The following is a 26,384-nucleotide window of genomic DNA, read 5'->3' as shown; positions in this document are numbered from 1 at the left end:
TGCATTTCGGCATGCACCGCATCGAGGGCGGGGCTCAGTCCTCGCGCACGATCAGGCCCGCGGCCTGGGCGAAGGCGGGGGCGAGATCGAGGAGTTGGGTGTAGTTGACGATGGCGCCGCGCAGGGCGTCGAGGCCGTTGGCGATGTCGAGGGTGCGGGCGCCGCGCAGGTCGACCTCCTGCATGCGGGCCCGGTCCAGGGCCAGGCGCGAGAGGGTGCAGCCGGGGAAGGTGAGCCGGTGCAGGGTGGCCTCGGCGAAGTCGACGTCGCGCAGCACGCAGTCCACGAACTCGACGTCGCGCAGGGTGGCGTTGCGGAAGTTCACCGATTCGAATTTGCAGCCCTCGAAACGGACCCGGCGCAGGCCCGCGCTGACGATCTCCACCCCGGACCAGGCGCTGTCCACCAGCTCGGCGTCCTGCCAGTCGCTCTGCCCGAGATTGGTGCCGACCAGGCGCACACCGCGCATCCAGACATCGGCGAAGCGGCTGAAGCGCAGGCTCCCGCGCAGCACCGTCAGCTCGGTGAGCGCGGACTCGACGAAACGGGAACCCCGGCAGTCTGGTTCGTCGAACTCCCGGCCGGTCAGGTGGATGTTGTCGTATTCCTGATCGGGTTCCAGCTCGGCGTCGCAGGGTTCGAGGCGGCGGGCGAAGGGCAGATCGGCCAGGGCGCGGGGCATGGCGTCGAGACTATCCGCCCCCGGTGACCGGTCCGGGCGGCTCAGGCCGGGAGCCGGTCCAGGAACGCGGCGATGAGCGGGGCGATCTCGCCGAGGTGGGTTTCCAGGGCGAAGTGGCCGGTGTCGAACAGGTGCAGCTCGGCCTCGGGCAGGTCGGCCAGGTAGGCGTGCGCGCCGGGCGCGGGGAAGAAGGGGTCGCCGGCGCCCCAGGCGATCAGGGTGGGCGGGGTGTGTTCGCGCAGCCAGGCCTGCCAGGCGGGGTAGCGGGCGAGATTGGATTTGTAATCGAAGGCCAGGGCCAGCTGGGCTTGCTCGCGGCCGGGCAGCTCCAGGAAATACTGGTCCAGGAGCCAGGATTCGGGAGACAGCACGCTGGTGTCGGGGACGCCGGTTTCGTATTGGCCGCGGGTGCCCTCGAGGGTCAGCAGTGCGCGGATGGTGTCGGCGGCACCGGGATCCTCGGGCCGCAGTGCGGTGAACGCACGCGCTCCCTCCGACAGCCCGGCCTCGTAGGCGTTGCCGTTCTGCACGATCAGCCCGGTGATCCACTCCGGGTGGCGTTCGGCCACGCGCAGGCCGACGGGTGCGCCGAAGTCGAAGAGGTAGAGGGCGAAGCGGTCCAGGCCCAGCCCGCGCAGGAATCCCTCGGTGATGTCGGCCAGCCGGTCGAAGGTGTAGTCGAAGCTGGCGGGCGCCTCGGTGTTGCCGAAGCCCGGATAGTCCGGGGCGATCAGGCGGTAGCGATCGCCCAGCGTGTCGATCAGGCGCCGGAACTGATGCGAGGCGGAGGGAAAGCCGTGCAGCAGCACCAGGGTCGGCGCGTCCGGGCGGGCGGGGACGGACTCCCGGTAGAAGACGTGCACGCCCTCGACGTCGAGGCGGTGGTGGCGGAGCACTGGCAGGCCCATCTCGTTCACATGCTTTCTCTCGAAGATGATGCATTAGATGTACGCGACGGCTTCTAATGTGTCAATCGTTCGATGTAGCATTAGTTCATGAGCGCGCAGCCCTTCCTGATCGGCGAACCGGTGGCATTGGATCTGGTCAACACCCGCCCCGCGGGCACCGATCTGCTGACCACCACCGGGGAACTGGCCGAATGGCTGCGCCGGCAAGGTGATCGACTGCCCGCGCCGGAGCGTCCGAGCGCCGAAGACCTGCGCCGGGTCCGCGAGGTCCGCGACCATCTCGCCGCGATCCTGGAAGCGCTCCTGCGCGGGCGCCGTCCACCCGAGAGCGCGCTGCGCGGACTGCGAGCCGCCCAGTCCGCCGCGCCCGCGATCCGCGACCTGCACTGGGACGGCACCGCCTTCACCGCGACGGTGACCCGGACCGGCCCGCGCGGCGCGCGACTGTCGGCCGCGCTGGCCGATTCCGCCGTCGACCTGCTCGCCGACCCGGCGATCGCGCGCCTGAAGCAATGCGAAGCCCACGACTGCGTACTGCTGTTCGTGCCCGCCCATCCCCGCCGGCGCTGGTGCTCCCCGCAACGCTGCGGCAACCGGGTGCGGGTGGCGCGCTACTACGACCGCCACGCTGCCGGCGTGCGCCCGGAAAGCCAAGGGGCGGAAGGCCGCTGAATTCCGCGCGCGGACCTGAACTTCTCGCTACCAATCAGGTTAGGCTAGCTTCTCCTTGTGTGTGATGCGGCTCGCGTTGGGCCGATCACACGCATTGACGGCACCACTGCCTCGGGCGTATCCCGAGAGAAGTCAGGACGAGATGACAACTATTCCGAGCACCGGATCCGGCGTGCTCAAAAGATCTTTCGGCGTCGTGGGCACCACGGTCGCGGCCGTGGGGCTGTTCGCCCCGGGCACCGCCACGGCCGATGTCTTCGTGCCGCTGCCCGACGGCCAGAAGGCGGCACCGGGCGCGCTGATCACCCGCACCGGCGAAAGCGCGCTGGTCTCACCGTCTTTGGCGGCCAACGGCGCCGGGCGAGTGGTGTGGGTGTCGGGGATGGTCGTCGCCGAGGTCACCGACACTCCCGAGGGTAAGGTCGGCCCGGACCGCGGGCCCTCCAACAGCCCCGGCAGCAACAACTCCTCCACCAGCGGCGCGTCCCAGCTCAACACCGGATACGTCATCGGCTGCCAGGTCAGCATCAGCGACGACGCGGTGTCGCTGGCCGCCAAGGCCGGGCTGGCCCCGCAGCGCGGCAGCCTCAGCGGGTCGATCGGGGTGCGGATGAGCCCCGGCGAGGTGCGGTTCGTGCAGCTCGAGCGCGCCGACATCGTCGGCCCCGGAACCTATTCGGTGGACTACACCCACGTGGACATGTCGATCGAGGGCTGCGGCGGCTACGCCCAGGCGCGCGCCTACACCAACCTCGAGATCGTCGGCGACAACCACTCCAAGACGACCCTCTACGGGCAGCCGTTCAGCATCGGCTGAACCGGCCGCACCGCAGCCATCCGTACCGAACCCTCGAAGGGTCAATCCTCATGTTCAACCGCAGAAATCGCGTGGCCGCCTCCGGGCTGGCCGCCGTCGCCGCGCTCGGGCTGCTGTCCACCGGCGCCGCCGACGCCGACACCTTCATCCCGCTGCCCGGCGGGGAATACACCCGGGACCTGCCCAACGGCATGACCATCACTGTCCGGCTGGTCGGCGAGTCGGCCAATATCAATCCCTCCATGGGCAGCACGCCGCTGCACCGCAACACCTGGGTCTCGGGCACCGCGCAGGTCGAGCTCACCGGCGGTGACCGGGCCAGCGTCGGGGCCAAGATCGCCCCCGGCTACATCGTGGGCTGCCAGGTCGACATCGGCGGCGGCGGGGTCAGCTCCAACGGCGGCCTCAGCACCAACGGGGACAAGGTCAACGCCTCCGTCGGCGCGGGCGGGCGCCTCACCCTGGGCCCCGGCCAGACCGGACGGCAGATGATCCTGGATCTGGAAGCCCCCGACGACTACGGCAACGAAGAACACAGCAAGGCCAACTCCTTCCGCGGCCCCACCGGCAGCGTCAGCTGGGCCGATGCCACCCTGGCCGTGGACGGCTGCGCCGGCTACGCCCAGGCGCGGGCCTTCGTGCTGGTCAAAGTCCGTGGCGCGCACGGCGTTTCCGTGGTGACCCTGTGGGGTCAGCCGTTCAGCCTGGGCTGAGCGAGCGGCTCGGTGGGCGCGGAGGCGCGTTCACCGGGCCCGGTCCGCGGCCAGGGCGCGCAGCGCGAGGTCGATCTGATGACCCAGCGCGTCCGGTCCGGGCAGTAGTTGCGCCACGCGCACGAGGCCGAGCAGCTGATAGGCGATGTCGCGGGCGCTGACGTCGGCGGCCAGGCTGTGATCGGTGCGCGCGCGGCGCACGGCCTGCTCGCCGAGTTCGGTGAGGTGGGTCAGGCAGCGGCGCAGGTCCGCGTCGTCGGGGGGCGCGGCGGTGAGCAGGTCGAGCATCGCTTTGCTGGCGGTGAGCCGGGTCAGTGTCGCGGTGAAGAATTCGCGCAGCGCCTCGCGCGCGGGCAGGCCGGGGGGCAGAGCCGCGGCGGCGAGGGCGCTCAGGTCGGTGCCGGTGGCGGCGTGCACCAGATCCTCGCGGGTGGGGAAGTGCCGGTAGAGCGTGCCGATGCCCACGCCCGCGGCCGCGGCGACCGCGCGCATGTCCACGGCCATGCCGTTTTCCCGGAACGCCGCGGCCGCGGCAGTAAGGATGCGTGCCCGATTCGCGACGGCGTCGCGGCGTTGTCTGCGATCGTCGGCCACTCCCGCAGCCTACCGCATTACGGAACACGTGTTCCGGAACGATGCTAGCCTGATGCGGAACATACGTTCCGGAATTTGGGAGGCGCGGTGCGCACGATCGTGATCACAGGTGGAACCGACGGCATGGGTGCGGCGCTGGCCCGCCACTACCTGCGCGCGGGTGAGCGAGTCGTCGTGATCGGCCGCAGCCGAGCCAAATTCGACGCTCTCACCGCAGGCGCGCCGGGCGCCGAATTCGTCGCCGCCGACCTGTCGCTGGTGGCCGAGAGCCGCCGGGTGGTCGCGCACCTGCGCGCCGAATACGAGCGCGTCGACGCGCTGGTACTGGCGGCCTCGTTCATCCGGCAACGCCGCGTCCTGACCGCCGAGGGCCACGAGGCGTCGTGGGCGCTGTTCTTCCTGTCCAAATACCTGTTCGTCACCGGACTGCGCGAGCTCCTCGCCGCGGCCCCCGCCCCGGTCGTGGTCAACACCGCTGTCCCGGGTGCGCGCGCCGACGCCCTGGACTTTGCCGACCTCGAATCCCGCGAACGATTCCGGTTCGCGACATCCAACGCCCGCCAGCGCCGCGCCAACGAACTGCTCGGACTCCTGGCCGTCGACGCCGACCCCCGCATGGCCTACTACACCTGGGGACCCGCCCGGCTGGTCCGCACGAGTTTCGCGGGGGAGGTAGGGCTCGGCATGAAAGTCGCTGCCGCCGTGCTGGGTACGGTGCTGGGCCAGCGTGCGGAGACGGCGATCGTTCCCGTCGTCGACCTTCTCGATGCCCCCATACCGGGCCGGGCCGCCTACCGTGGCGCCAAGCAGCGCGCGCTCGTCGCCGGGCCGGATGATCGGGCCGAGGCCGCGCGTCTGGCCGCGGCAGTAGAGCAAACCTGCGCACCGCACTGACACCCGGGCCGGTCGTGGTGTGGGGAAGTACGCAGAGCGTGCCGAACATCATGGCGGCTAGGCTGATTCGCATGCGGCTGAGGGCGGGGAAAGCGCTGTTGCTGGTGACCGATGGGTTGCTGGTGCTGTATTGGATCGCGGTCGTGCTGGACGCGATCCCGAAGGACGCGGCGTTCCGCGACTACTCGAATCCCGTTGTGCAGGCGTGGAACTGGTCGTTCTTGCCGCTGGACCTCGCCGCGGTGGTGTTCGGCTTCGCCGGACTACAGCTGATGCGGGTCGGGCATCGGCTCGGCTGGCTGGTGCTCACTGTCGGGCTGACGCTGACCTTCTGTGCTGGATTCATGGCCATCTCGTTCTGGGCCTACTACGGTGACTTCGATCCGATCTGGTGGTCGTCCAACGCGGTGCTGATGGCCGTGCCAGTCCTCGTCTTCGGTCTGCTCGCCGCCGATGGTGAAGCGGGCGTCACGAATTCGGTGACGCCGAAGCCGTGGGTCGGGTGCCGGTGATGGCCTGGCCGGTGCGGCTCGCGCCCGCCGACCTCGACGACGCGGTGGTCGCACTGCGCGAGTACCGCCCCGCCGACGCGGCAGCGTTGTTCGCGGCGCTCGACGACGACCGAGTGTGGGAACACCTTCCGTGCCGGATCCCTTGTGACGCCGCGGAACTGGACACGCTGTTGCAGGCCGAACCACGCGCACACCGTGTCCGCTTCACTGTCCGTCACCGTGGGGTGATCGCCGGAACCACGGCGGTGCTCTACGACCCCGCCGCGCCCGACGGGGTCGAGATCGGCGCGACGATGTTCGATCCGGCGGTGTGGGGGACCGGGGTGAACGCGCGGACCAAGCAGCTGCTGATACCGGCGGTGTTCGCCCAGGGCGCGGCCTGGATCCAGCTGCGCACCGATGAACGCAACGCGCGCTCGGCCGCGGCGATCCGCAAGCTCGGCGCGGTCGAACTCGGGGTGCGCGGCGATCGGCTGGTCCGGCGCGACGGCAGCGTGCGCAGGAGTCGTTTCTTCCGCATCGATCGGGTCCGCTCAGGGTGGCCCTGACAGGGTCTCCCTCGGCGGGAGGGGCGGTCCCAGACTGGGCGCATGCGCTATCGACTCTTCGGCCCCACCGGACTCCGCGTCTCGGAGATGGTGCTGGGCACCATGGGCTTTCATGATCCGGACGAGGCAAAACCGCTCCTGGCGGCCTACGCCGAAGCCGGCGGCAACGTACTCGACACCGCCTCGGCCTACGGCGCCAGCGAGGAGGTGCTCGGTGCGATCCTCGAGCACCGCGACCGGTTCGTGCTCGGCAGCAAATACACCCTGACCCGGGCGGCCGAGGACCCGAACGCGGCGGGCAACCATCGCAAGAACCTGCGGGCTTCGCTGGAACAGAGCCTGCGCCGGCTGCGCACCGACTATCTCGACATCTACTGGGTGCACGTGTGGGATCGCCACACGCCGCTCGAGGAGACCATGCGCGCGCTCGACGACGCGGTCCGCGCGGGAAAAGTCCTCTACCTCGGTATCTCCGACGCACCCGCCTGGGTGGTGGCCCGCGCCGACACCCTGGCCGAATGGCGCGGCTGGACACCGTTTTCCGGCGTGCAGGTGCCCTACAACCTGCTCGCGCGCGACATCGAACGCGAGCTGTTGCCGATGGCCGAGCACCTCGGGTTGAGCGTCACCGCGTGGGCTCCGCTGGCGGCGGGCAAACTCACCGCGAGCGCGACCAGCCGCCGCGTGGATCCCGCCGAGCTGACCGCCACCGAACGCGCGGCCGCCACCGCCGTGGCCCGGGTCGCCGCCGAGCTGGACGCCACTCCCGCCCAGGTCGCGCTGGCGTGGCTGCGGGACAGCTCGCCCGCGGTGCTGCCCATCATCGGCCCGCGCACCGTCGCCCAGCTGCAAGACAATCTCGCCGCCCTGGAGCTGCGCCTGCCGCCCGAGGCCCGCGCCGCCCTGGAAGCGGCGGTCCCGTTCGAACGCGGCTTCCCCGCCGACTTCATCGCCGAATGCGACGCCTCGGACTTCGTCTACGGCAACGCCGCCGCAACCGTGCGTCCCCGCTGATCGACGGTTCCGGGGCGGGTCGGCGTTTCCCTGGATAGGCCGACCTGCTCCGGTGATCAGCAGGGCTCGTCAGCCGAGCCCTGCTTGCGGTGCCCCACATCCCGCCATTCCACCCGGCGTTGCGCGACGCCGGTGCCGATTTCGTGGGGTGCGCGGCGTAGCCGCCGAGGGGGTCGGGCAGAATGCGTGCCGACAGCGGTGACCTGCGTCATGCCGCGCGGCACAGATTCCGCGTGAGCGAAAGTATTGACTTTTCCCGCCCCGCCGATCGGCCCAGCTCGGCGGCGGCGCACCCGGGGGCTCCGACCCGCCGTGAGGCGGGGCGGGACGCGATGAGCCCGGCCACACCTCTACCCTCGAATCATGCAGTCCTGGTCCGATACCGCCTTACCCACCGTCCCCGGAGCAGGGCCGCCGTTGCGGTTGTTCGACACCGCCGACCGGCAGGTACGCCCGGTCACGCCCGGGCCCACGGCCACCATGTACGTCTGCGGGATCACCCCCTACGACGCCACCCACCTGGGCCACGCCGCGACCTATCTGACCTTCGACCTGGTCAACCGGCTCTGGCGCGACGGCGGGCATGAGGTGCACTACGTGCAGAACGTCACCGACGTCGACGATCCGCTGTTCGAGCGCGCCGAGCGCGACGGCATGGACTGGCGGGAGCTGGGCACCCGCGAGATCAACCTCTTCCGCGAGGACATGACCGCGCTGCGGATCGTGCCGCCGCGGGAGTACATCGGCGCCGTCGAATCGGTCGACGAGGTGGTGGAGCTGGTGGAGAAGCTGCTCGCCGCCGGCGCCGCCTACACCGTCGAAGACGAGCAGTACCCCGACATCTACTTCCGCACCGACGCCACCGAGCAGTTCGGCTACGAATCCGGTTACGACCGCGCCACCATGGAGCGGTTCTTCGCCGAACGCGGCGGCGACCCGGACCGTCCCGGCAAGCGCGACCCGCTCGACGCGCTGCTGTGGCGCGCGGCCCGCCCGGACGAGCCGTCCTGGCCCGCTCCCTTCGGCGCGGGCCGGCCCGGCTGGCACATCGAGTGTGCGGCGATCGCCCTGAACCGCCTGGGCCCGGAATTCGACATCCAGGGCGGCGGCAGCGACCTGATCTACCCGCACCACGAGTATTCGGCCGCGCACGCCGAAGCACTCGGCGACACCCGGCGCTTCGCCCGCCATTATGTGCACGCCGGTCTGATCGGGCTCGACGGCGAGAAGATGTCGAAGTCCAAGGGCAATCTGGTGCTGGTGTCCACATTGCGCCGCGCCGGCACCGACCCGGGCGCGATCCGCCTGGGCCTGCTCGCGGGCCACTACCGCGCCGACCGCATGTGGACCGACGCCGTGCTGGCCGAGGCCGAACGCCGTCTGGAGCTGTGGCGTCGCGCCACCGCGCCGGCATCGGGCCCGGCGGCCGGCGACACCATCGCGCGCGTCCGCCAGCATCTGGCCGACGACCTGGACACGCCGAAAGCGCTTGCCGCCCTGGACAACTGGGCCGAGCAGGCACTGTCCTACGGCGGCCCCGACACCGAAGCGCCCGCGCTGATCCGCGTGGCCGTGGACGCACTGCTGGGCGTGCGACTCTGACCCTGCGGCTCACCCCTTGTCCTGGAACGGGTTTCGTGGTGGGCTGCACGGATGTGCTATCTCGGGTCCCGGCGGTTGATCGGGCGGCGCGGAGTGCTGGGCGGGCTGGTCGGTGCGGGGGTGCTGCTGGCGGCGGGGCAGTTGCGGGCGGCGGCCGAGCCGGGGGATCCGCGTACAGTCGCGGCGCGGCAGCGGTTCTTCGGCGCGCAGAACATCGACGAGACGACCGGGGCGGTGCACGCCGACCGGGTGGTGCTGTCCTGGGTCGGGTGCGCCACCTACGCCATGGCTTTCGCGGGTTCGGTGGTGTTGCTGGACGCGTGGGCGCCGCGGCTGACCAGTGCTGGCTACACCCCGGTGACCGCGCAGGAGCTGGCCGATCTGCGGCCCGAGGCGATCTTCATCGGGCACGGGCATTTCGATCACGCCGCCGACGCGGGCCGGATCGCGCAGGCCTGCGGCGCGGTCGTGTACGGCACCGCCGAGCACTGCGCGGCCATCCGCGCGCAGGTGCCCGACCCGTCGTTCGCGACGGTCGCCCTGGGTGACGCGCAGACCGCGATCGGTCAGCGCCACGAGGTGAGCCTGGGCGCGGTGCAGGTCAGCGCGATCCGGCACGTGCATTCCGGGCCCACCGCCCCCGACCGCACCGATCCGGCGGCCCCGGTCGTGCCCGTGCCGGAGCTGTGCGCGCTCGTTCGCAATCCACCCGCGCTCGACGGTGTGCTGCACACCCTGCCGCGGCTGCTCGACGCCGAGAACGGCGTGCTGCTCTATCAGTTCCGGGTGCCGGGTTTCAGCCTGGTCTGGCACGATTCGGCGGGCCCGCTGACCGAGAAGGCCCCGCGGGTCTTCGACGTGCTGGCCGGACTGCCCGGCACCGACGTGCACATCGGCACGGTGCAGGGCTTCAACCAGTTCACCAACGGGATGCGTGATCCGCGCACCTACATCGAGGCCCTGGCCCCGCGGCTGTTCGTGCCGACCCACCACGACAACTGGCTGCCCGGGCTCACCTCGAGCGCGGCGGCCTACGACGCGCCGATGCAGGCCGAGCTGGCGCGGATCCCCGCGGGCGCGCGCCCGGAGTTCCGGGCGCTGCACGACCCGGTGGATTACCTGAACCCGGCGCGGCTGACCTTCCGGCTCTGAGCGCCGGGCCGTTGCGCAACCGTGTCTGAAACGTGCGCACGTAAAAGTTAGCCATGAATACGCTGACACGGTGGCCTCGGTTCTCACGCCCATGCTGGCGACCGCCGGGCAGCCCCCGGACGACCGCGATCGCTGGGCCATCGAAATGAAATGGGACGGCATCCGCGCCCTGGCCTCCTGCGACGGCGCGCGATGCCGGCTGCACAGCCGCAACGGCCGCGACATCAGCGCCTCGTTCCCCGAACTCGCCGAGCAGTTGCTGACACTGGCCGACGGTCGGGTCCTGCTCGTGGACGGTGAGATCACCGCACCCGACCCCGCCACCGGCGCGCCCTCGTTCGCGCGCCTGCAACGCCGCATGCACGTCCTGCGCCCCACCCCGGCCCTGCTGCGGGAGGTGCCGGTCGAATACTTCGCCTTCGATGTCCTGGAACTCGACGGAGAGCCGGTGATGAATTTGCCGTATCAGCAACGCCGCGACCGGTTGGCCGCACTCGCCCTGGAAGGCCCGGGGGTGCACGCGTCCCCGTACTGGGTCGACGTCGACGCCGAGACCATGCTCGCGCTGGCCCACGAGCATCATCTCGAGGGCATCGTCAGCAAACTGCTCACCTCGACCTACCGCCCCGGCACCCGCTCGCCGGCCTGGATCAAAACCGCGATCCGCCACACCACCGAGGTGATCGTGGCCGGCTGGCTGCCCGGCAGCGGCCGCTTCGCCACCACCTTCGGCTCCCTGGTGCTGGGCGCCTACGACAGCGCGGACCGCCTGGTCCACATCGGCAACGTCGGCACCGGCTGGACGATGCCCGCCCGCCGCGCCCTGCAAGCCGACCTGGACCGTCTGGCTCGCCCCGACAGCCCCTTCGACCTGCCCCCGCCCCCGGCACTCACCCGCGCCGCCCACTGGGTGGACCCCAGCATCGTCGCCGACGTCGAGTACCGCGAGGCCTCCGCCGAGGGGCTGCGGCATCCGAGCTGGCGCGGTGTCCGCCTCGACAAGTCCCCGCACGAGGTGAAGGTGCCCGAGTCCGGCGAGTGAAGGCTCTCGCGTCTCGCGCAAACGCCGCCTACATCGGCCCTTCCGTATAGGACAACACATATATCTGCGTTATCTTATTGCTATGTCACTGCGGCACGCCATCCTGGGGTTGCTCTCCCTCGCGCCCATGAGCGGCTACGACTTGAAGAAGACCATCGACCAGAGCGTCGGGCACTTCTGGGCGGCGGATCAGTCGCAGGTGTACCGCACGCTGGCCGAGCTGGTGGAGCACGGCCTGGCTTCGCGGCGCACTGTCGTGCAGCAGGAGCGCCCGAATATGCACGTGCACAGCGTGACCGAGCGCGGCCTTGCCGAGCTGGACTCCTGGCTCACCTCGGCACCGCGCACGCCGCCGGTGCGCGACCCCTTCTTGGCTCGGCTGTTCTTCGCCGACCGGTTGCCGCCCGGGCGCACAGCCGAGCTGCTGCACGCCCGCCGCCGCGAGGTCACCGAGCAACTCACCGCGCTGCAGGCGATCTCGATCCCCGCCGAGGCGGCCGGCCTCGGGGAAACGCTGCGGCTTGCCACCCTCGATTACGGCATCGCCGCCGCCGAAGCCGAACTCGCCTGGCTGGAGCGCACGCAACGACGACTGGAACGGATCACCGGATGAGCACCCGCGCCGACCTCGACCGGATCGCGGCGCGCTACGCGAGGCATCCGAAAGTCTCCGGTTTCAGCGCGGCGATCGAGCAGCCCGGCACCGATTTCCGCTGGTGCTCCGGCGATCCGGGCCGGTCGTACTTCATCGCCAGCATCACCAAGCTCTACACCGTCACGCTCATCATGCAGCTGCGCCACGAGAAGGCGCTCACCCTCGACACTCCCGCGGCCGAGGTGCTCGGCGCGGAGACCATGCGCGGGCTTAATGTGCACGCCGGCCACGACTACGGCTCGGCCATCACGATCCGGGAACTGCTCGGCCAAACCTCGGGAATACCGGACTATTACGAGCAGAAGCGCCCCGACGGCACCACCTTCGCCGACACGATGACCCGCGAGGACGCCTTCTGGAGCTTCGAGGACCTGCTGGAGCTGGCCAGGAGCATGCCGAGCCGGTTCCCTCCGTCCGCACCGGGGCGAGCGCAGTACTGCGACACCAACTATCAGCTACTCGGACGCATCATCGAGATCGCGACCGGCGGCGACTTCGGCACCGCTCTGCATCGGCGCATCCTCGCACCACACGGCCTCGACGGCACCTGGCTGTTCGGGCCGCACACGCTGGACCGGTACGACGAGGTGGCGCCGCTGCGGCGTGGCAACCAGGTGCTGCGCATACCGCGAACGGTCGCGTCATTTCCGCCCGACGGCGCGGTCGTCTCCACAGCCGCCGACCAGGTGCGCTTCCTGCGCGCCTTCCAAGGCGGCGATCTGTTCCCGGCGCCCTACCTCGAGGAGATGACGGCGCGATGGCGTCCGGTGTTCTCACCCCTGGTGCCGATTCGGTACGGGCTCGGGATCATGCGCTATCGGCAGCCGCGCTGGCAAACCCCCTTCGCGCCCGCCCCGGAAATGATCGGCCACTCCGGCGCCTTCGGCACTGTGCTGTATTACGTGCCGGATCGCGATCTCTACATCGCCGCCGCCGTCAACCAGATGCGTTCACCCAGTCTCGCGCACATCATGCTCCTACGACTGGCTGCGCAGTTCTCGCACCCGCGGCGCCGGTCGAGCGCCCGCGAGGTTCGGTGAGAAGATCACCCGGCTCGATGGTCTCCTGCGCCGGTGATCAGCCCGCCGAGCATGGCCCGGGCCAGCTCCACCGCTCGGGCGCGACTCAGTGCGAGATCATCGGCTTCGGCGATGGTCAGCGACATTTCGGTGAGAGCGCCGTAGAGCGCGCGGGCGAGTAGTTCGGGCGGCTGCGGCCGTATTTGCCCCGCGTCGATCAGGCGCTGGGCGGCCTCCACGGCGAGTCCGCTGAGGTGGTGCTGGTCGATTTCACGCCAGCGTCGCCAGCCCAGTGCGATGGGGCCTTGGAGCAGCACGATGTGGCGATAGGCGGGTTCGGTGCAGATGTCGAGAAACGCTTCCATCGCACGCTCGGCGCCTTCCAGGGGATCGGCCGAGGAGTCGATCGCGGCTCGGATGCGTTGTGCCGCTTGCTGTTCGAGGTCGTCGAGGACTGCCTCGAACAGCCCCTTCTTGCCGTCGAAATGGTGATAGAGCGCGCCGCGGGTGAGGCCCGCCGCACGCACCAGCTCCTCTGCTGACAGATCGGCGTACTCCCGTTCGGCGAACAGGCGCGCCCCGGTCTCGAGCAGCGTTTGCCGGGTGTGCTCGACGTGCTTGTCACGCAAAGACTTCATACGCTAGGTTTAGCACATACAGTGTGTATGCCAGATGCGCTGTGCATTGATCGGAGCTGTCGGGATGGGCAAATCGGTGGATGTGGTGGTCGTCGGGGCCGGTATCGCGGGCCTCGTCGCCGCTCGGGACCTGGTGCGCGGCGGATCCGAGGTGCTGGTCCTCGAGGCCCGCGAGCGGGTGGGCGGCCGCGTGCTCAACGCGGAACTGCCCGGTGGCTCGCCGATCGAGGTCGGCGGCCAGTGGGTCGGCCCGACGCAGCGTCGGGTAATGGCGCTGATCGATGAACTGGGTCTGCGGACCTATCCCACGCACACCGCGGGGCGTCACATCGCCGAGCTGGGCAGCTCTCGCTCGGAATACACCGGTCGCATTCCGCGGGTGAACCCGCTGACGTTGCTCGATATCGCCCAGACGCAGTTCCGGCTGGACCGGCTGGCGCGCAAAGTCGCCCGGGCCGAGCCATGGGAGTACGAGCTGGCCGAGTCCCTGGACGCGCAAACCTTCGACACGTGGCTGCGCGACCACGCACGCACCACCGGCGGGCGAGCCTTCTTCCGATTGATCACCGAAGCCGTGTTCTCCACCGGGCCGCAGGACATGTCGGCGCTGTGGGCGAACTTCTATATCGGCGCCGCCGGCGGGCTCGACGCGCTGATCAACGTCGTCGACGGCGCCCAGCAGGACCGGGTCGTGGGCGGCACCCAAACCATCGCGCTGACCCTGGCTCACCAGCTCGGGGACCGGGTCGTCCTCGACAGCCCGGTCACCGAAATCGATTGGGACGACACGGGAGTGCGAATCCGCGCCGACGGCGCGACGGTGCGTGCGCGCCGCGCCGTGATCGCGATACCGCCACCACTGGCCGCCCGGATCCGGTTCACCCCGGGGCTGTCCGGGGATCGCGACCAACTCGTGCAGCGCATGCCGATGGGCCGGGTGATCAAGGTCAACGTCGCCTACGACGAACCGTTCTGGCGCGCCGAAGGCTGGTCCGGACAGGCCAACAGCGACCGGCGAGCCCTGGGCACCGTCTTCGACAACACCCCCTTCGGCGGTGGACCGGGCGTGCTCGTCGGTTTCCTCGAGGGCCGCCACGCCGACACCAGCGCCCGACTGAGTCCGGCGCAGCGGCGCGCACTGGTGCTCGAGGGCCTCGCCGGCTACTTCGGCCCCCGCGCCCGCACACCCATCGACTACATCGAAAAGGACTGGGCCGAAGAGGAATACAGCCGCGGCTGTTATGGCGCCTTCACCACTCCCGGCACCCTGACCAGGTTCGGGCCCGCGCTGCGCCGACCGATCGGCCCGCTGCACTGGGCCGGCACTGAAACCGCCACCGTGTGGCCCGGCTACATCGACGGCGCCGCCGAGTCCGGCCACCGCGCCGCCGCGGAGATCACCAGCGCGCTGACGGCCGCCCGCACCGACTCCATCGCTCGCACAGGCTCAACATCGGACAGGGCGGTTGGCCCGGAAAGGTAAATATGAACAGCAAAGACTCGATGCGGCCCGAGGCCACCACCGACCCGAAGCCGACCACCGCGACCGTGGCTGTGGTCGGTGCCGGATTGTCGGGACTGACCGCGGCGCGCACACTGCACCGGGCGGGTGTCGATGTGCTCGTGCTCGAGGCCGCCGACCGCTGTGGCGGGCGCGCGATGAGTGAAACCACCGCGCTGGGATCACGCGTGGATCTGGGCGGGCAGTGGATCGGCCACGACCATCCCCGTATCGCCGCGTTGGCCGCGGAACTGGGCGCTACCCAGTTCCGCATGCACACCACACAGCGGCCGACCATCCTCGACGGTGCCCGCCGGGTGCCGCTGGGCGCGCCGTCGATGCTGGCGACCGTCGGCCTTGTTCTCGGCCTGGAAGCGTTGTCCCGCCTGCACCCGCCCCGGCGATGGGAGACCACGACCGTCGCGGACTGGCTGGCCAAGGTGCCCGGGCGCACGCCACGCCGACTACTGGAGCTGACCGCCGCGACATCGTGGTGCGCCGACCTCGACCGGTTGTCCGTGCCGGCGATGATGCGGATGATCCGCCTGCAGGGCGGACTGCGGAACATGCTCTCCACCACCGGCGGTGCGCAGGAAAGCCTGCTGGTCGAAGGCGTCGGCACCCTGATCGACGGTCTCGCCGGTGAACTCGGCGACCGTGTCCGTCACGGGCACCGCGTCACCTCGATCGTCGAGGGCGCCGACGGCCTCACCCTCACCACGACCGCCGGCACGATCAACGCCACCGACGTCGTGGTGACAGTGCCGCCACCGTTGCTGAATCGCATCGACTTCCAGCCGCCCCTGCCGCCCGAGCGGAGCGCCATCACCGCTCGCACCTACATGGGGTCGGTCTACAAAGCGATCGCGGTGTTCCCGAAGCCGTTCTGGCGCGACCGGAGCAGGAACACCGAAATCATGGTCCTGGACGCGCCCGGAACCGCCGTGTTCGACACCAGTCCGCCCGGCGGCCCCGGCCACCTGTGCCTGCTGGTGGGTGGTCCGCACGCCCGCACCCTCGACCACCTCGACGCCGCCGCCCGGCGCGAAACCGTCCTCGGCCCCCTGGTCTCCTGGCTGGGCGCCGAGATCCTCGAACCGGTGAGCTGGTACGAGAAAGCCTGGCATCTCGACGACAACGTCGGCGGCGGCTACACCGCACTCCCCGAAATGGGCAGCACCGAGGCGACCATGCCGTGCACACCGGTCGGCGCCATCCATTGGGCCGGTACCGAAACAGCGGCCGAGCACCCGGGCTACCTCGACGGTGCCATCGAATCCGGCCACCGGGCCGCGCGCGAGGTTCTCGATGCCCTCGCGCGCCGAGATCGGCTCACCCCGCGATAGCGAAACCGGGAGAGTTCGAGCGTGGGGCTGACTTCTTCGAATCATCCGGGCGTGCCGTGGGGATCCGTTGTCGGTCTGTGGGTTTCCGATCGGGGCGTGGCCGGATTCGCTGTGGATGGGCTGCGCGGGTAGCCTCGCCCGCGCGGAGTTCGGTCGGAGGGGATGTAGGCATGGTGGTGTCGCTGGGGCGGTGGTGGCGCGGTGTCACCTGCTGGCGTGTGGTGAGCCTGGTCCTGGTCGCGTTACCGCGGGTGTTGGACACGCGTTTCCCGGTGCTGTCCGGCAGTGACGCCGGGGCGGACCGCGGCGAGGCGGCGGTGGTCTTGTCGGAGACCGTCGTCGGGGTGGGTTATCCGCCGGCGCGGCCGCTGGTCGAGCAATTGCTCGTGTTCGTCGCGGAGTCCGGCCTGGTGGTGCTGGTGCCCGCGGTCGTCTTCGCGTTGCCGCGTAGGTGTGTCCGGGCCGGAACGCGCTGGGCCGCGGCGATTCTGGCTGTTCTCGGTACGGTCGACGGGTATCTCGGGTTGAAGGCGCTCGAGCACAATGACACGGCGGGTTGGGATTTGCTGTTCCCGTCGCCGTTCTACCTGTTGGCAGCGGGTGCGCTCGTGCTCAGCCAACGGCAGCACCGGCCCGAAGCGAGTGAGCCCGCGACGAGCTAGGAACGCACCATCGTGCCAATGTGCGAATGTGCCTCCGCGAGCGAATCATTCGTGCGCCATACCTTTCGAGCCGGTCGGCTTCGCTCTTCTGCACAGGACTGTCGGTGCCGTCGATTACCGTCCAGCCATGGGCAACCGAATCGCTGGGTTCACCTACGACCGGGTGTCGGCCGGTGCTGTCAGCCTCAACGTCGCCATGGCCGGTTCCGGTAAACCGGTCGTACTCTTGCACGGCTTCCCGCAAACACACCTCGCGTGGCGCCATGTCGCTTCCGACCTCGCCAGAGACCATCAAGTGATCTGCCCGGATCTGCGCGGATACGGCGACAGCGACAAACCGGCTGATGATCCGAATGGTGACACCTACTCCAAACGCACGATGGCAGCCGACATTGTCGAACTCATGCGGTCACTGGGCCACAGTCGATTTGCCCTTGCCGGACACGATCGAGGTGGATTGGTCGCATTTCGTGCCGGGCTGGACCATCCACAGGCAATCAGCCATCTCGCAATCCTCGATGTGGTTCCGGCCGCGGAACTCTGGGCCGCACTGCACGGGACCGCCGGGATCTTCGCCTTCCACCTCTACCTGCTCGCGCAGCCGACCGATCTGGCCGAGCGCTTGATCCAAGCCGCACCCGATCTGTTCTTCGGGCACTTCCTCGACGGCTGGACAAAAATGCCGGACGCTATTCCCGCTGACATCCGCACCGCCTACCTCGCTGCCGCCCGCGAGCCCGCCGCCATCCATGCCGTTTGTGCCGACTACCGGGCGAGCGCATTCATCGACAATGTCCACGATGAATCCGATCGCAGATCTGGTCGCCGTCTGGTGATGCCCGTGGCTGCTCTCTGGCAAGACCCGGGCGAGGCCGTCCTTCCGTTCGATCCGTTGGCGATCTGGACTCGGTGGGCACAAGATCTCCGCACTGCCACAGTGGCGTGCGGCCACTTCCTGCCAGAGGAGCGGCCCGAGGTTGTGGTCGACGCGCTGCGCGACCTGATCGATTGACGCGTGGAAAGACCGAGTCCCGTGATGTGGAGGCTGCGGTGCCGACCGAGCAGCACACGCTTCTGCCGACGAGCGTGCGACCGGTGGCCGCACTGACATCGACCTGGATCTAACCGAGACTCAAGAACAGCAGGAGGGCGACCAGCCCGGTGAATCCGACCGCATGGCTTGCTGGGTGGCCCTCCGTCCAGATGATCGCCACTCCGGCGCAACCGTTTATCAGCGCGATCGCGACCGACACAGTAACCCTTTTGCGTGTAGTCCGCCGTTTCGGCGGACTATCGAACAGGGAAAACACGACCAGCCCAACGGCCACCAGCAGGGTCACCCCCCCGCCAATCGGCTCACAACCAGATCGCTCCAATTCTGACTGACAGCCAACCTGATCATTACAGCCAGATACAGGCCGACAACGACGAGCGCGGCCCCCCTTCGGTATGTTGCCCATCGCTGGCGCGGTTGGGACATAACATATTCCGATTTGTTCCACGCCCAGTCGTCGAGCAGCGCCGAGAATTCCCGGGCAAAACCTTCGTAGTCATCGAAACGCAAACCATCAATGACAAGAACCGGCTTTCTCCGGGTCAAGCATCGAGTTCGGTGACGGTGTGGTCGCGCACCTCCGGTCTTTCGTCCGGGAGCTGGATCGTGGCGAGTCTGGCCGGGTCGATGTTGATGTAGATGGTGGTGATTCGGCCTGCGCTGACGGTGAAGGCGATCACCGACAGCGGGGTTCGGTCGGCACGCCAGGACATGTGCCCGGGTACGCCGTTGACCAGCACCGGCCGGTGATGGGCGACCTCGCCGGAGAATCGGCGGGCACCGGCGGCGACCTTGGTGGCGCCCAGGGTGACCACCGGGCCGCCGGGGGTATCGACGGTCAGTTTCACCTCCGGGTCCAGGACGCGCAGGAGCGCTTCGAAGTCGCCGCTGCGGACTGCGGCATGAAAGGCTTCGACGACTTGTCGGTGTTCGCGGCCGCGGCCGGCGTACCGGTCCCCGGATTGGACCTTGCGGCGGGCGCGGCTGGCGATCATCTTGGCGGCGTCGCCGGATTTGCCCAGGATGTGGCCGATTTCGGCGAACGGCACCGCGAACATGTCGTGCAAGACGAACGCCAAGCGTTCGCTGGGAGCGAGCGAGTCGAGCACGACCAGCAGTGCCACGCCGACCGAGTCGGCCAGCAGCGCCTGCTCCTCCGGTGCGGGGCCCTCGTCCGGGGTCACCACGAAATCCGCGAACTCCTGCCCGAAAACGGTTTCAGGATGGGCGTGACGGGAGCGCAGCCGGTCCAGGCTCATCCGGGCGACGACGGTGGTCAGCCAGCCCGCCAGGTTCTCGATGGTTGTCGTGTCCTGGCGGGCCAGGCGCAGCCAGGCGTCTTGGACCACGTCCTCGGCGTCGGCGTGTGAACCCAGCACGCGGTATGCGACGGCGCGCAGGCGTTCGCGCTGGCCTTCGAACGCGCTGAGGACCTCCGGCGACTGCGCTGTCACGGTTTGCGCGACTGTCGCAGCGAGATCTGGTTGCCGTCCGGGTCTCTGGCCTCGACGCGCAGACCGAAGGGGTATTCGACGGGCTCGGGTTCTTCGAAGGTGACGCCGCGCTGCCGGAAGAGGTGGAAATCCGCTCGCAGATCGTCGGACTCGAGGATCACCGGGCCGGGGGCGATGTGGCGGCCGGATTCGCCGGGCAGTCCGGCGGCCGGCGCGTGCGGCCACAGAATGATCTGCACCGGGCTGTCCGGGACGCCGACGGTGAGGAATCTTCCATCGGGTCCGGGGTAGTCGACTCGCTTCTCCAGGCCGAGCCCACCGGCGTAGAACTCCAGCGCACGGTCTTGATCGGTGACGTAGACGGTCACGTACATGATGTTGTTCAGCATTCTGTGCTCCATTTACTCATAGGGGGCGACCACGGGTGCGGTCGCTGTTACCTATGACGAGCGCCGGGGCAGGAAGGTAACAGGGCGGCCGGAGCTGGATCGCTACCAGGGCAGGGGGCCGGTCTTGTCGAAGTAGCCGCCGGTCGGGCCATCGGGTGCCAGCCGCGCCATACGCACGATGATGTCGGCGCCCTCGGCGACGGTCTGGGTGCCCGCGTGGGCATTTAGGTCGGTCGCGGTGTAGCCGGGCTCCACCGCGTTGATGCGCATCGCCGGGAAGCGTTTCGCGTATTGCACGGTGAGGCGGTTGAGTGCGGTTTTCGAGGCGGGGTAGGACAGGCCGGGATAGGTGTAGGCCGAGGTGCCCGGGGTGGTGCTGCGGGTCAGCGAGGCCAGGGAACTGCTGACGTTCACGATGACCGGCGCAGACGATCGCGCCAGCAGCGGCAGGAAGGCGTGCAGGACCCGCACGGGTCCGAAGACGTTGGTGTCGAACACGATCCGCATAATGTCGGCGGTGACCTCGGCCACGTCGACCGCCCCGTTGCCCTCCACGTCGATGCCCGCGTTGTTGATCAGGACGTCGAGTCCGCCGTCGGCTTCGACGCGTGCGGCCGCGGCGTGGACCGAGGCGGTGTCGGTGACATCGAGTTCGACGAAACGGGCGCCGAGCCGAGCCGCCGCGGCGCGACCGCGGTCCGGATCGCGGCTGCCGAGGTACACCAGGTGGCCCGCGGCGATCAGCTGGCGGGCGCTCTCGAAGCCCAGGCCCTTGTTGGCTCCGGTGATCAGTGTTGTGGTCATGGCCTCAGGTTCGTCGCAGGCGAGCGGGTCAACCAGTGCCTCGGTCTTCCTGGGACTGCCGGTACCAGGCCGGGCACCCGGCACAATGAGGGCCATGGCGACAGCGGAGTTCGGAGTGGCGGTGCGCCGCTGGCGCGACCAGGCGGTATCGGAGTCCACGAACGGCGCGCGGCGTGTGCCGGGTCTGCGACGTGAGGAATTGGCGTTGCTGGCCGGCATCTCGGTGGATTATGTGACCCGGCTCGAGCAGGGCCGCGCGTCCAATCCGTCACCGCAGGTCGTCGCAGCGCTGGGCCGGGCGCTGCGATTGACCGGCGAGGAGCGTGCCCACCTGTATCGGCTTGCCGGTCTGGCTCTGCCCGAACCCGGCACCGTCGGCACCGAGATCCCACCCGCGGTGCAGCGCATGCTGGACCGGATGACCGGCATCCCGGTGGCGGTCTTCGACGCGTCCTGGACTCTGCTGCAAGCGAATTCGGCTTGTCTGGCGCTGCTCGGGGACGCGGCGAGCTGGCAGGGTAACGAACGCAACCGGGTGTGGCGGCATTTCGTGGCCCCGGGCCCGACCGGGCGGTACTCCCCGGAGTATCTGGATGCCTTGGAAACCGCTCTGGTCTCGGATCTGCGCACCGCCGCGGCCCACTATCCCGCCGACGCGGCCTTGCGCGAACTCATCCGCGATCTGCGTGCCCACAGCGCGCGTTTCGACGCGCTGTGGGAGTCGGGCGCGGTCGCCGGGTACGAGGTCACGGTCAAAACGATCGACCACCCCGTCGCGGGGCCGTTGACGCTGGACTGCGCCGTCCTCACGGTCGCGGGCTGTGATCTGCGGATCATGATCGACACCGCTGAACCGGGCAGTGTGGACGCCGAGCGGTTGGCACTGCTCACCGGTCCCGGGGAGATCGACCGATCAGGGTTCTAGGCGCCGTGGAAGGTTTGGGTGACGATCAGGCCGGCCCTGCTCAGTGTGAACGAGGTCGCGAACGGGTCGGCGCCTGATGTCCTGTCCTGCACGCGTTTTCCGGTCACGCGAACGAGAGCTGAGAGATCGGTGTCTGTCTGGATATCGATCGCCTGGACCTCGTAGTCGGAGGGCGAGAGTCGCGTGAGCCGCTCGACAATCGCTGTCGGGCCCTGGTATGGAGTGTCATCGACGGTGAGTTGCGCGTTTTCGGCGTACCAGAGTTCCAGGGCGTGCTGGCGGGCCGTGAGTTGCGCGAAGTAGAGGGCGGCGAAGGCCGTGGCATTGTCTCGGGTGAAGTGTTTTCCTGCGGTGTTCTCGACCATGACAGTCCTCCTGATCAGTTCCAGAAAGTGATCCGCGCAGATACCGGGCCGGTTCTCCGCTGTCGCCGCCAATGTGGCCACCCGGGCGTGCAGATCCTCGAGCGCGACCATCTGAGCGGCCAGACGATCGCGATGCGCGCTCAGTACGTCTCCCACGGTCACTGCGCCCGCGAGCACGTTCGCGATCTGGTCCAGGCCCAGACCCAGCTGGCGCAATGCCGAAACCTGGTACAGCCGCTGGACGTCGGTGTCGGTGTAGAGCCGGTGTCCGGTGGCGGTGCGCCGGGCTGGACGGACCAAGCCGATGCGGTCGTAATGGTGCAGCGTTCGAACCGTCAATCCGGCCTCGGAGGCGAGTTCGCCGACCTTCCACAGCTGCGTTCGCGGCATCCGCTTCCATCTCACTCCCGCCGGCGCACCGTGCGCCGGCGTCGTCGACGTTAGGACCTGACGCTACGTCAGGAGCAACCCAGCGAGAATGTCCGCTTTCGGTGGCGTCCGATGCGTCCGCGAGGGCCGACATCGGCCGGGACGGACAGGTGCAGCGGCGCACGGACATACTGGAACGGTGGCGACAGTTGTGGCCTTTCACGCCCACCCGGACGACGAGATCATCCTCACCGGCGGCACGCTGGCCAAATTGGCCGATGCCGGCCACCGGACGGTGATCGTGGTCGCTTGCGACGGGCACATGCGGTCGTTCGACGGTTCCGTCGCACCGCGGCTGCGCGAACTGCGTTCCAGCGCGCGGGTTCTCGGTGTCGCCAGAGTCGAACACCTCGGCTATGCCGATAGTGGCCATGGTCCGATCTTGTACCCGGATCCACCGGGACGGGTCCGGTTCGCCCGCGCTGACATCGCGCAGGCCGCTGAACGGCTGGCGTCGATTCTGCGTAGGGAACGCCCGGAAATCCTGCTCAGCTACGACCGCAACGGCGGGTACGGGCACCGCGACCATCTCCGGGTGCACGACGTCGGCGTCGAGGCCGCGGAGCGGGCCGGGGTCACGCGAGTGCTGGCCGCGACGCTGCCACGCGAGCCGCTGCAACGGCTGGCCACCCCGGCGCGCTGGCTGGGCTACGACGCCACCGCGATCCGTGACGGTTACACCGCCCGAGCCGAGATCACCCATCGCATCGATGTTTCGGCGTTCGCGGCCCAGCGGCTCGACGCGTTGGCCGAGCATCGAACCGTGCTCGACGGTGGCGGCCGCTTCGCCACCCTCGCACGTGCGCTATTGCGTACTCCGAAACCGGTTCGGGCACGGCTGTTCCGGTGGGAATGGTTCGCCGAGGAAGGTCGGCGGCCCTCGGTGTCCGGGCCGCTCGGCGATGTGTTCACCCCTGCGGCAACACTCCGTTAGTGCACGCATCGAGACCGCCCGACCCTAGCCGGCACTTGACCTGAACCATAGTTCGGGTAGCACGATCGGGCCCATGATTCTGGTTACCGGTGCAACAGGCAAGGTCGGCCGCGCGGCCGTCCACCAACTACACGAGGCGGGCGTCGATGTCCGTGCCTTGGTTCGCCGCCCCGAGTCGGTGACGTTTCCGTCCGGCGTAGAGGTCGTGCGCGGTGATCTGTCGGACCCGGGCTCGCTGGATACCGCGCTCGACGGAGTGCACGCGGTGTTCCTGGTGTGGCCGACCCTGGAAGCGGACGCCGCCGCGCCGGCCGTGATACGGCGGCTGGCCGAGCAGGCGCGCCACCTCGTCTACCTCTCCGCGCGAGGCGCCGACGAGCGGGTCGGCGCGGTGCTCGGTTCGCACGGCTATCTCGAACGGCTCATCGCGGAAGCGGGGGTGAACTGGACCTTCGTGCGCGCAGGCGGTTTCGCGGGCAACGATCTCGGCTGGGCGGACTCGATTCGCACGGAAGGTGTGGTGCGCGAACACTATGACGCATGGGCCCGGTCGGTGATCCACGAACGCGACATCGCCGCTGTGGGCGTCGGGGCACTGCTCGAGGGACACATCGGCGTCGTCTACGAGGTGACCGGCCCCGAGTCGCTGACCGCCCCGCAGCGGGCGCGGATCATCGCCGAGGTACTCGGAGTGCCGGTGCGGTTCGAGAAAACGTCCAGGGAGCAGATGCTTGCGGAGATGTCTACGTGGATGCCAGTCGCCGACGTGAACACGGCGCTGCTGGGGATGGATGAGATGACGGCGCGGCCGGAGCCGGTGCTGGCCACCGTCGCCGAAATTACCGGCGCACCCGCGCACACGTATCGGCAGTGGGTCACCGACCACGTCGCCGATTTCCGCTGAGCACCGGTCGACTCGGCTGACGGTGCTGCGCCTCTGCCATGGCCTCGGGCCACAGCTCGAGGGCGTGGCTGTCGATCGCGGCACGGATTCGGGACACGACGGCGGGCACGGGTTGGGCGGGCAGGCGGCGGCCGTCGCGCAGCCGCAGCGCGACGTGACCGAGGTCGGTTTCGGCGGGGCCGAGGACGAGTTGGTAGGGGGCGAGACGGGTTTCGCGGACGCGGGCGGCGAGACTGCCCTGCTCCGCCGGGAGCAGGCGTGCCCGCACGTCGGCGGACAGGAGCTGGTCGCGCAGGGCGGCCGCGGCGCTGTCCTGGGCTGCCGAGACCGGCAGGATCGCGGCTTGGACCGGGGCCAGCCAGGCGGGGAAGGCGCCGCCGTGGTGCTCGAGCAGGTGCGCGACCGCGCGCTCGAGGCTGCCCAGAACGCTGCGGTGCACCATGACCGGGCGATGCTCGGCCCCGTCGGCGCCGATGTAGCGCAGGTCGAATTGTTCGGGTTGGTGGAAATCGATCTGGACGGTGGACAGGGTCGATTCCCGCCCCGCGTGGTCGCGTACCTGGACATCGATCTTCGGGCCGTAGAAGGCGGCTTCACCCGCCTGCTCCTCGTAGGCGATGCCGGACCCGTCGAGGACCTCGCGCAGCAGCCGCACCGACCGCTGCCACAGCTGCGGCGCGGCCACGTACTTGCCGCCGGCAGCGGGCAGCGAGAGCCGATAGCGCGCGGCTTCGATCCCCAGTGCCCGATAGGCGGCCCCGATCATGGCCAGCGCGCTCGCGGCTTCCTGGCCGACTTGGCCGGGAGTGCAGAACAGGTGGGCGTCGTTGAGCTGGATCGCGCGCACGCGGGTCAAACCGCCCAGCACGCCGGACAATTCGGCGCGGTACATCGCCCCGATCTCGGCGATGCGCAGCGGCAGTTCCCGGTAGGAGCGGGAGCGCGAGCGGTAGATCAGCGCGTGGTGCGGGCACAGGCTCGGGCGCAGCATCAGCTGTTCGGAACCCAGGGGCATCGGCGGATACATGTCCTGGCGGTAGTGCGCCCAGTGCCCGGACCGCTCGTAGAGTTCGCGCTTGCCCAGGGCCGGGGAGTACACGTGCTGGTAGCCGGCGCGCCGTTCGACGGTGCGCAGGTATTCCTCGAGGCTGTGGCGCACGATCGCGCCGTCGGGCAGCCAGTAGGGCAGCCCGGACCCGATCAGCGGGTCGGTGTCGAACAGGCCGAGCTCGCGGCCCAGGACGCGGTGGTCGTACATAGCGGATCTCCTCCGAAGGGGAGGGCGGATGCGCGTGACGAAGCCCCGGGCATCCGCCCGGGGCTGGTGGAACAGGGTTCAGCGCGCCGGGACGTCGTCCGGCGTCGTGGTGTGGTCGGCGCGCTGCATGTCCGGCACGGTACCCGAGCCGGTGCGCGGCACTCCAGTGATATTCGCCGTTGACGCTCGCCCGCGCACCGAATTAGGTTCGGCTGATGCCCCAGACACGCGCCGAGAACTGGACCGAGGTGCCCGCCGAGCGGCTGCGCGAGCAGATCGCCGCGACGCTGTCGGGGTTCGCTCGCCACGAGGTCGAGCCGCAGGACCGCACCGCGGCGGCGGTGGCGCTGGCGATCGCCGAACGCGACGGCGAGCACGGGATCTGGCTGACCGAGCGCGCGGCCGGGCTGCGCGCGCACGCGGGCCAGTTCGCGCTGCCGGGCGGCAAATTGGATCCGGGAGAGGACGCGCCCGCGGCGGCGCTGCGGGAACTGCGGGAGGAACTGGGCGTCACGGCCCCGGGTTCGGCGGTGCTGGGGCTGCTCGACGACTACCCGACGCGCTCGGGTTATGTGATGACCCCGGTGGTGGCCTGGGTCGGGCAGTCGCCGCCGCTGCACCCCAATGTGGCGGAAGTGGCTGTGGTGCACTGGATTCCGTTCGCGGCATTGGACACCGAGCCCGAGTTCGTTCCGGTGCCCGGCTCGGATCGGCTCGCCATCCAGCTGCCGCTGCTGGGCGGGCACCTGCACGCCCCGACCGCGGCGATCCTGTACCAGTTCCGCGAGGTGGTGCTGCACCACCGTCCGACCCGGGTCGCGCATCTCGAGCAACCGCGCTTCGCCTGGAAGTGAGCGGCGCGCGTTCGATGGTGCGCGCGATCCTCGCGACTGCTGT

General features: G+C 69.4%; 30 protein-coding genes. 20 read left to right on the top strand and 10 right to left on the bottom strand.

Annotation, left to right across the window (positions count from 1 at the left end):
* Positions 1 to 34 precede the first annotated feature (34 nt).
* The gene (locus AB0I43_RS04000) at positions 35 to 682 is read right to left on the bottom strand and encodes a pentapeptide repeat-containing protein (RefSeq protein WP_356973053.1); all 648 of its coding nucleotides are present in this window, start codon (positions 680 to 682) and stop codon (positions 35 to 37) included.
* Positions 683 to 723: 41 nt separating this feature from the next.
* A complete protein-coding gene (locus AB0I43_RS03995) occupies positions 724 to 1,590 on the bottom strand; it encodes an alpha/beta hydrolase (protein ID WP_356973051.1) in 867 nt (288 codons plus the stop codon).
* Between the two features lie 87 nt (positions 1,591 to 1,677).
* Between AB0I43_RS03995 and AB0I43_RS03990 the strand changes: the two genes are divergently transcribed.
* From AB0I43_RS03990 to AB0I43_RS03980, 3 genes are all read left to right on the top strand, one after another.
* Positions 1,678 to 2,262: a CGNR zinc finger domain-containing protein gene (locus AB0I43_RS03990; RefSeq protein WP_356973049.1), complete on the top strand. Its 585-nt coding sequence runs from the start codon at positions 1,678 to 1,680 to the stop codon at positions 2,260 to 2,262.
* Between the two features lie 142 nt (positions 2,263 to 2,404).
* Complete coding sequence (locus AB0I43_RS03985) at positions 2,405 to 3,079, top strand: MspA family porin (protein WP_357431143.1); 675 nt, start codon at positions 2,405 to 2,407, stop codon at positions 3,077 to 3,079.
* A 50-nt stretch (positions 3,080 to 3,129) separates the two neighbouring features.
* Entirely contained in the window at positions 3,130 to 3,792 is a 663-nt protein-coding gene (locus tag AB0I43_RS03980; protein ID WP_356973045.1) for an MspA family porin, read from the top strand.
* Positions 3,793 to 3,822: 30 nt separating this feature from the next.
* Here AB0I43_RS03980 and AB0I43_RS03975 read toward each other — a convergent pair whose 3' ends face one another.
* Positions 3,823 to 4,386, bottom strand: a complete 564-nt coding sequence (locus tag AB0I43_RS03975; protein ID WP_356973043.1) for a TetR family transcriptional regulator — start codon at positions 4,384 to 4,386, stop codon at positions 3,823 to 3,825.
* A gap of 87 nt (positions 4,387 to 4,473) precedes the next feature.
* Here AB0I43_RS03975 and AB0I43_RS03970 point away from each other — a divergent pair, with 87 nt between their 5' ends.
* The 9 genes from AB0I43_RS03970 (at position 4,474) to AB0I43_RS03930 (ending at position 12,845) form a co-directional block, all read left to right on the top strand.
* The gene (locus AB0I43_RS03970) at positions 4,474 to 5,280 is read left to right on the top strand and encodes an SDR family NAD(P)-dependent oxidoreductase (RefSeq protein WP_356973041.1); all 807 of its coding nucleotides are present in this window, start codon (positions 4,474 to 4,476) and stop codon (positions 5,278 to 5,280) included.
* Between the two features lie 71 nt (positions 5,281 to 5,351).
* On the top strand, positions 5,352 to 5,792 hold the full coding sequence (locus tag AB0I43_RS03965) for a DUF5360 family protein (protein WP_356973039.1): 441 nt from the start codon (positions 5,352 to 5,354) through the stop codon (positions 5,790 to 5,792).
* Entirely contained in the window at positions 5,792 to 6,340 is a 549-nt protein-coding gene (locus AB0I43_RS03960) for a GNAT family protein (protein ID WP_356973037.1), read from the top strand. The genes AB0I43_RS03965 and AB0I43_RS03960 overlap by 1 nt, the downstream gene beginning before the upstream one ends.
* Positions 6,341 to 6,382: 42 nt before the next feature.
* Positions 6,383 to 7,354 (top strand): aldo/keto reductase, encoded by a 972-nt coding sequence (locus AB0I43_RS03955; protein ID WP_356973036.1) that lies wholly within the window; start codon positions 6,383 to 6,385, stop codon positions 7,352 to 7,354.
* Positions 7,355 to 7,717: 363 nt separating this feature from the next.
* Positions 7,718 to 8,956, top strand: coding sequence for a cysteine--1-D-myo-inosityl 2-amino-2-deoxy-alpha-D-glucopyranoside ligase (gene mshC, locus AB0I43_RS03950; protein ID WP_356973035.1), 1,239 nt, complete (start codon positions 7,718 to 7,720; stop codon positions 8,954 to 8,956).
* Positions 8,957 to 9,007: 51 nt separating this feature from the next.
* Complete coding sequence (locus AB0I43_RS03945) at positions 9,008 to 10,108, top strand: MBL fold metallo-hydrolase (protein ID WP_356973034.1); 1,101 nt, start codon at positions 9,008 to 9,010, stop codon at positions 10,106 to 10,108.
* A gap of 91 nt (positions 10,109 to 10,199) precedes the next feature.
* Positions 10,200 to 11,150 (top strand): non-homologous end-joining DNA ligase, encoded by a 951-nt coding sequence (gene ligD, locus AB0I43_RS03940; RefSeq protein WP_356973150.1) that lies wholly within the window; start codon positions 10,200 to 10,202, stop codon positions 11,148 to 11,150.
* 82 nt (positions 11,151 to 11,232) lie between these two features.
* Positions 11,233 to 11,763, top strand: coding sequence for a PadR family transcriptional regulator (locus AB0I43_RS03935; RefSeq protein ID WP_356973032.1), 531 nt, complete (start codon positions 11,233 to 11,235; stop codon positions 11,761 to 11,763).
* Positions 11,760 to 12,845 carry a serine hydrolase domain-containing protein gene (locus AB0I43_RS03930; RefSeq protein WP_356973031.1) on the top strand — a complete coding sequence of 362 codons (1,086 nt, stop codon included), beginning with the start codon at positions 11,760 to 11,762 and terminating at the stop codon, positions 12,843 to 12,845. Before AB0I43_RS03935 ends, AB0I43_RS03930 begins: the two co-directional genes overlap by 4 nt.
* A 5-nt stretch (positions 12,846 to 12,850) precedes the next feature.
* Here the strand turns inward: AB0I43_RS03930 and AB0I43_RS03925 are convergent, their stop codons facing one another.
* The gene (locus AB0I43_RS03925) at positions 12,851 to 13,462 is read right to left on the bottom strand and encodes a TetR/AcrR family transcriptional regulator (protein ID WP_356973029.1); all 612 of its coding nucleotides are present in this window, start codon (positions 13,460 to 13,462) and stop codon (positions 12,851 to 12,853) included.
* A gap of 64 nt (positions 13,463 to 13,526) precedes the next feature.
* Here AB0I43_RS03925 and AB0I43_RS03920 point away from each other — a divergent pair, with 64 nt between their 5' ends.
* The 4 genes from AB0I43_RS03920 to AB0I43_RS03905 all read left to right on the top strand — a co-directional run bounded on the left by AB0I43_RS03920 (position 13,527) and on the right by AB0I43_RS03905 (position 17,983).
* On the top strand, positions 13,527 to 14,945 hold the full coding sequence (locus tag AB0I43_RS03920; RefSeq protein WP_356973027.1) for a flavin monoamine oxidase family protein: 1,419 nt from the start codon (positions 13,527 to 13,529) through the stop codon (positions 14,943 to 14,945).
* Between the two features lie 2 nt (positions 14,946 to 14,947).
* Positions 14,948 to 16,309 (top strand): FAD-dependent oxidoreductase, encoded by a 1,362-nt coding sequence (locus AB0I43_RS03915; protein ID WP_356973025.1) that lies wholly within the window; start codon positions 14,948 to 14,950, stop codon positions 16,307 to 16,309.
* Between the two features lie 170 nt (positions 16,310 to 16,479).
* Positions 16,480 to 16,971, top strand: a complete 492-nt coding sequence (locus AB0I43_RS03910) for a hypothetical protein (protein WP_356973023.1) — start codon at positions 16,480 to 16,482, stop codon at positions 16,969 to 16,971.
* A gap of 127 nt (positions 16,972 to 17,098) precedes the next feature.
* Positions 17,099 to 17,983, top strand: a complete 885-nt coding sequence (locus tag AB0I43_RS03905) for an alpha/beta hydrolase (protein ID WP_356973021.1) — start codon at positions 17,099 to 17,101, stop codon at positions 17,981 to 17,983.
* Between the two features lie 109 nt (positions 17,984 to 18,092).
* Here AB0I43_RS03905 and AB0I43_RS03900 read toward each other — a convergent pair whose 3' ends face one another.
* From AB0I43_RS03900 to AB0I43_RS03885, 4 genes are all read right to left on the bottom strand, one after another.
* The gene (locus AB0I43_RS03900) at positions 18,093 to 18,311 is read right to left on the bottom strand and encodes a hypothetical protein (RefSeq protein WP_357431141.1); all 219 of its coding nucleotides are present in this window, start codon (positions 18,309 to 18,311) and stop codon (positions 18,093 to 18,095) included.
* Between the two features lie 256 nt (positions 18,312 to 18,567).
* A complete protein-coding gene (locus AB0I43_RS03895) occupies positions 18,568 to 19,479 on the bottom strand; it encodes a sigma-70 family RNA polymerase sigma factor (RefSeq protein WP_356973019.1) in 912 nt (303 codons plus the stop codon).
* Positions 19,476 to 19,868 (bottom strand): VOC family protein, encoded by a 393-nt coding sequence (locus AB0I43_RS03890; RefSeq protein WP_356973017.1) that lies wholly within the window; start codon positions 19,866 to 19,868, stop codon positions 19,476 to 19,478. The genes AB0I43_RS03895 and AB0I43_RS03890 overlap by 4 nt, the downstream gene beginning before the upstream one ends.
* A 102-nt stretch (positions 19,869 to 19,970) precedes the next feature.
* Positions 19,971 to 20,672, bottom strand: coding sequence for an SDR family NAD(P)-dependent oxidoreductase (locus AB0I43_RS03885; protein WP_356973015.1), 702 nt, complete (start codon positions 20,670 to 20,672; stop codon positions 19,971 to 19,973).
* Between the two features lie 94 nt (positions 20,673 to 20,766).
* Here AB0I43_RS03885 and AB0I43_RS03880 point away from each other — a divergent pair, with 94 nt between their 5' ends.
* Entirely contained in the window at positions 20,767 to 21,597 is an 831-nt protein-coding gene (locus AB0I43_RS03880) for a helix-turn-helix transcriptional regulator (protein ID WP_356973014.1), read from the top strand.
* On the opposite strand, the gene AB0I43_RS03875 is transcribed toward AB0I43_RS03880, so the two are convergent.
* On the bottom strand, positions 21,594 to 22,352 hold the full coding sequence (locus tag AB0I43_RS03875) for a MerR family transcriptional regulator (RefSeq protein WP_356973013.1): 759 nt from the start codon (positions 22,350 to 22,352) through the stop codon (positions 21,594 to 21,596). The genes AB0I43_RS03880 and AB0I43_RS03875 overlap by 4 nt on opposite strands.
* 178 nt (positions 22,353 to 22,530) lie before the next feature.
* Here AB0I43_RS03875 and AB0I43_RS03870 point away from each other — a divergent pair, with 178 nt between their 5' ends.
* Both AB0I43_RS03870 and AB0I43_RS03865 read left to right on the top strand, forming a co-directional pair.
* Entirely contained in the window at positions 22,531 to 23,325 is a 795-nt protein-coding gene (locus AB0I43_RS03870; protein WP_356973012.1) for a PIG-L family deacetylase, read from the top strand.
* 73 nt (positions 23,326 to 23,398) lie between these two features.
* Complete coding sequence (locus AB0I43_RS03865) at positions 23,399 to 24,229, top strand: NAD(P)H-binding protein (protein WP_357431139.1); 831 nt, start codon at positions 23,399 to 23,401, stop codon at positions 24,227 to 24,229.
* Here AB0I43_RS03865 and thrS read toward each other — a convergent pair.
* Complete coding sequence (gene thrS, locus AB0I43_RS03860) at positions 24,201 to 25,487, bottom strand: threonine--tRNA ligase (protein WP_356973010.1); 1,287 nt, start codon at positions 25,485 to 25,487, stop codon at positions 24,201 to 24,203. The genes AB0I43_RS03865 and thrS overlap by 29 nt on opposite strands.
* Before the next feature lie 215 nt (positions 25,488 to 25,702).
* Between thrS and AB0I43_RS03855 the strand changes: the two genes are divergently transcribed.
* A complete protein-coding gene (locus tag AB0I43_RS03855) occupies positions 25,703 to 26,341 on the top strand; it encodes a CoA pyrophosphatase (RefSeq protein WP_356973009.1) in 639 nt (212 codons plus the stop codon).
* Positions 26,342 to 26,384: the final 43 nt, after the last annotated feature.

The sequence above is a fragment of the Nocardia sp. NPDC050435 genome (assembly GCF_040655395.1).
In the GTDB taxonomy this organism is placed as follows: Bacteria; Actinomycetota; Actinomycetes; order Mycobacteriales; family Mycobacteriaceae; genus Nocardia.
Note: the sequence above shows the minus strand (reverse complement) of the source record. Positions and strands in the feature narration are given on the sequence as shown.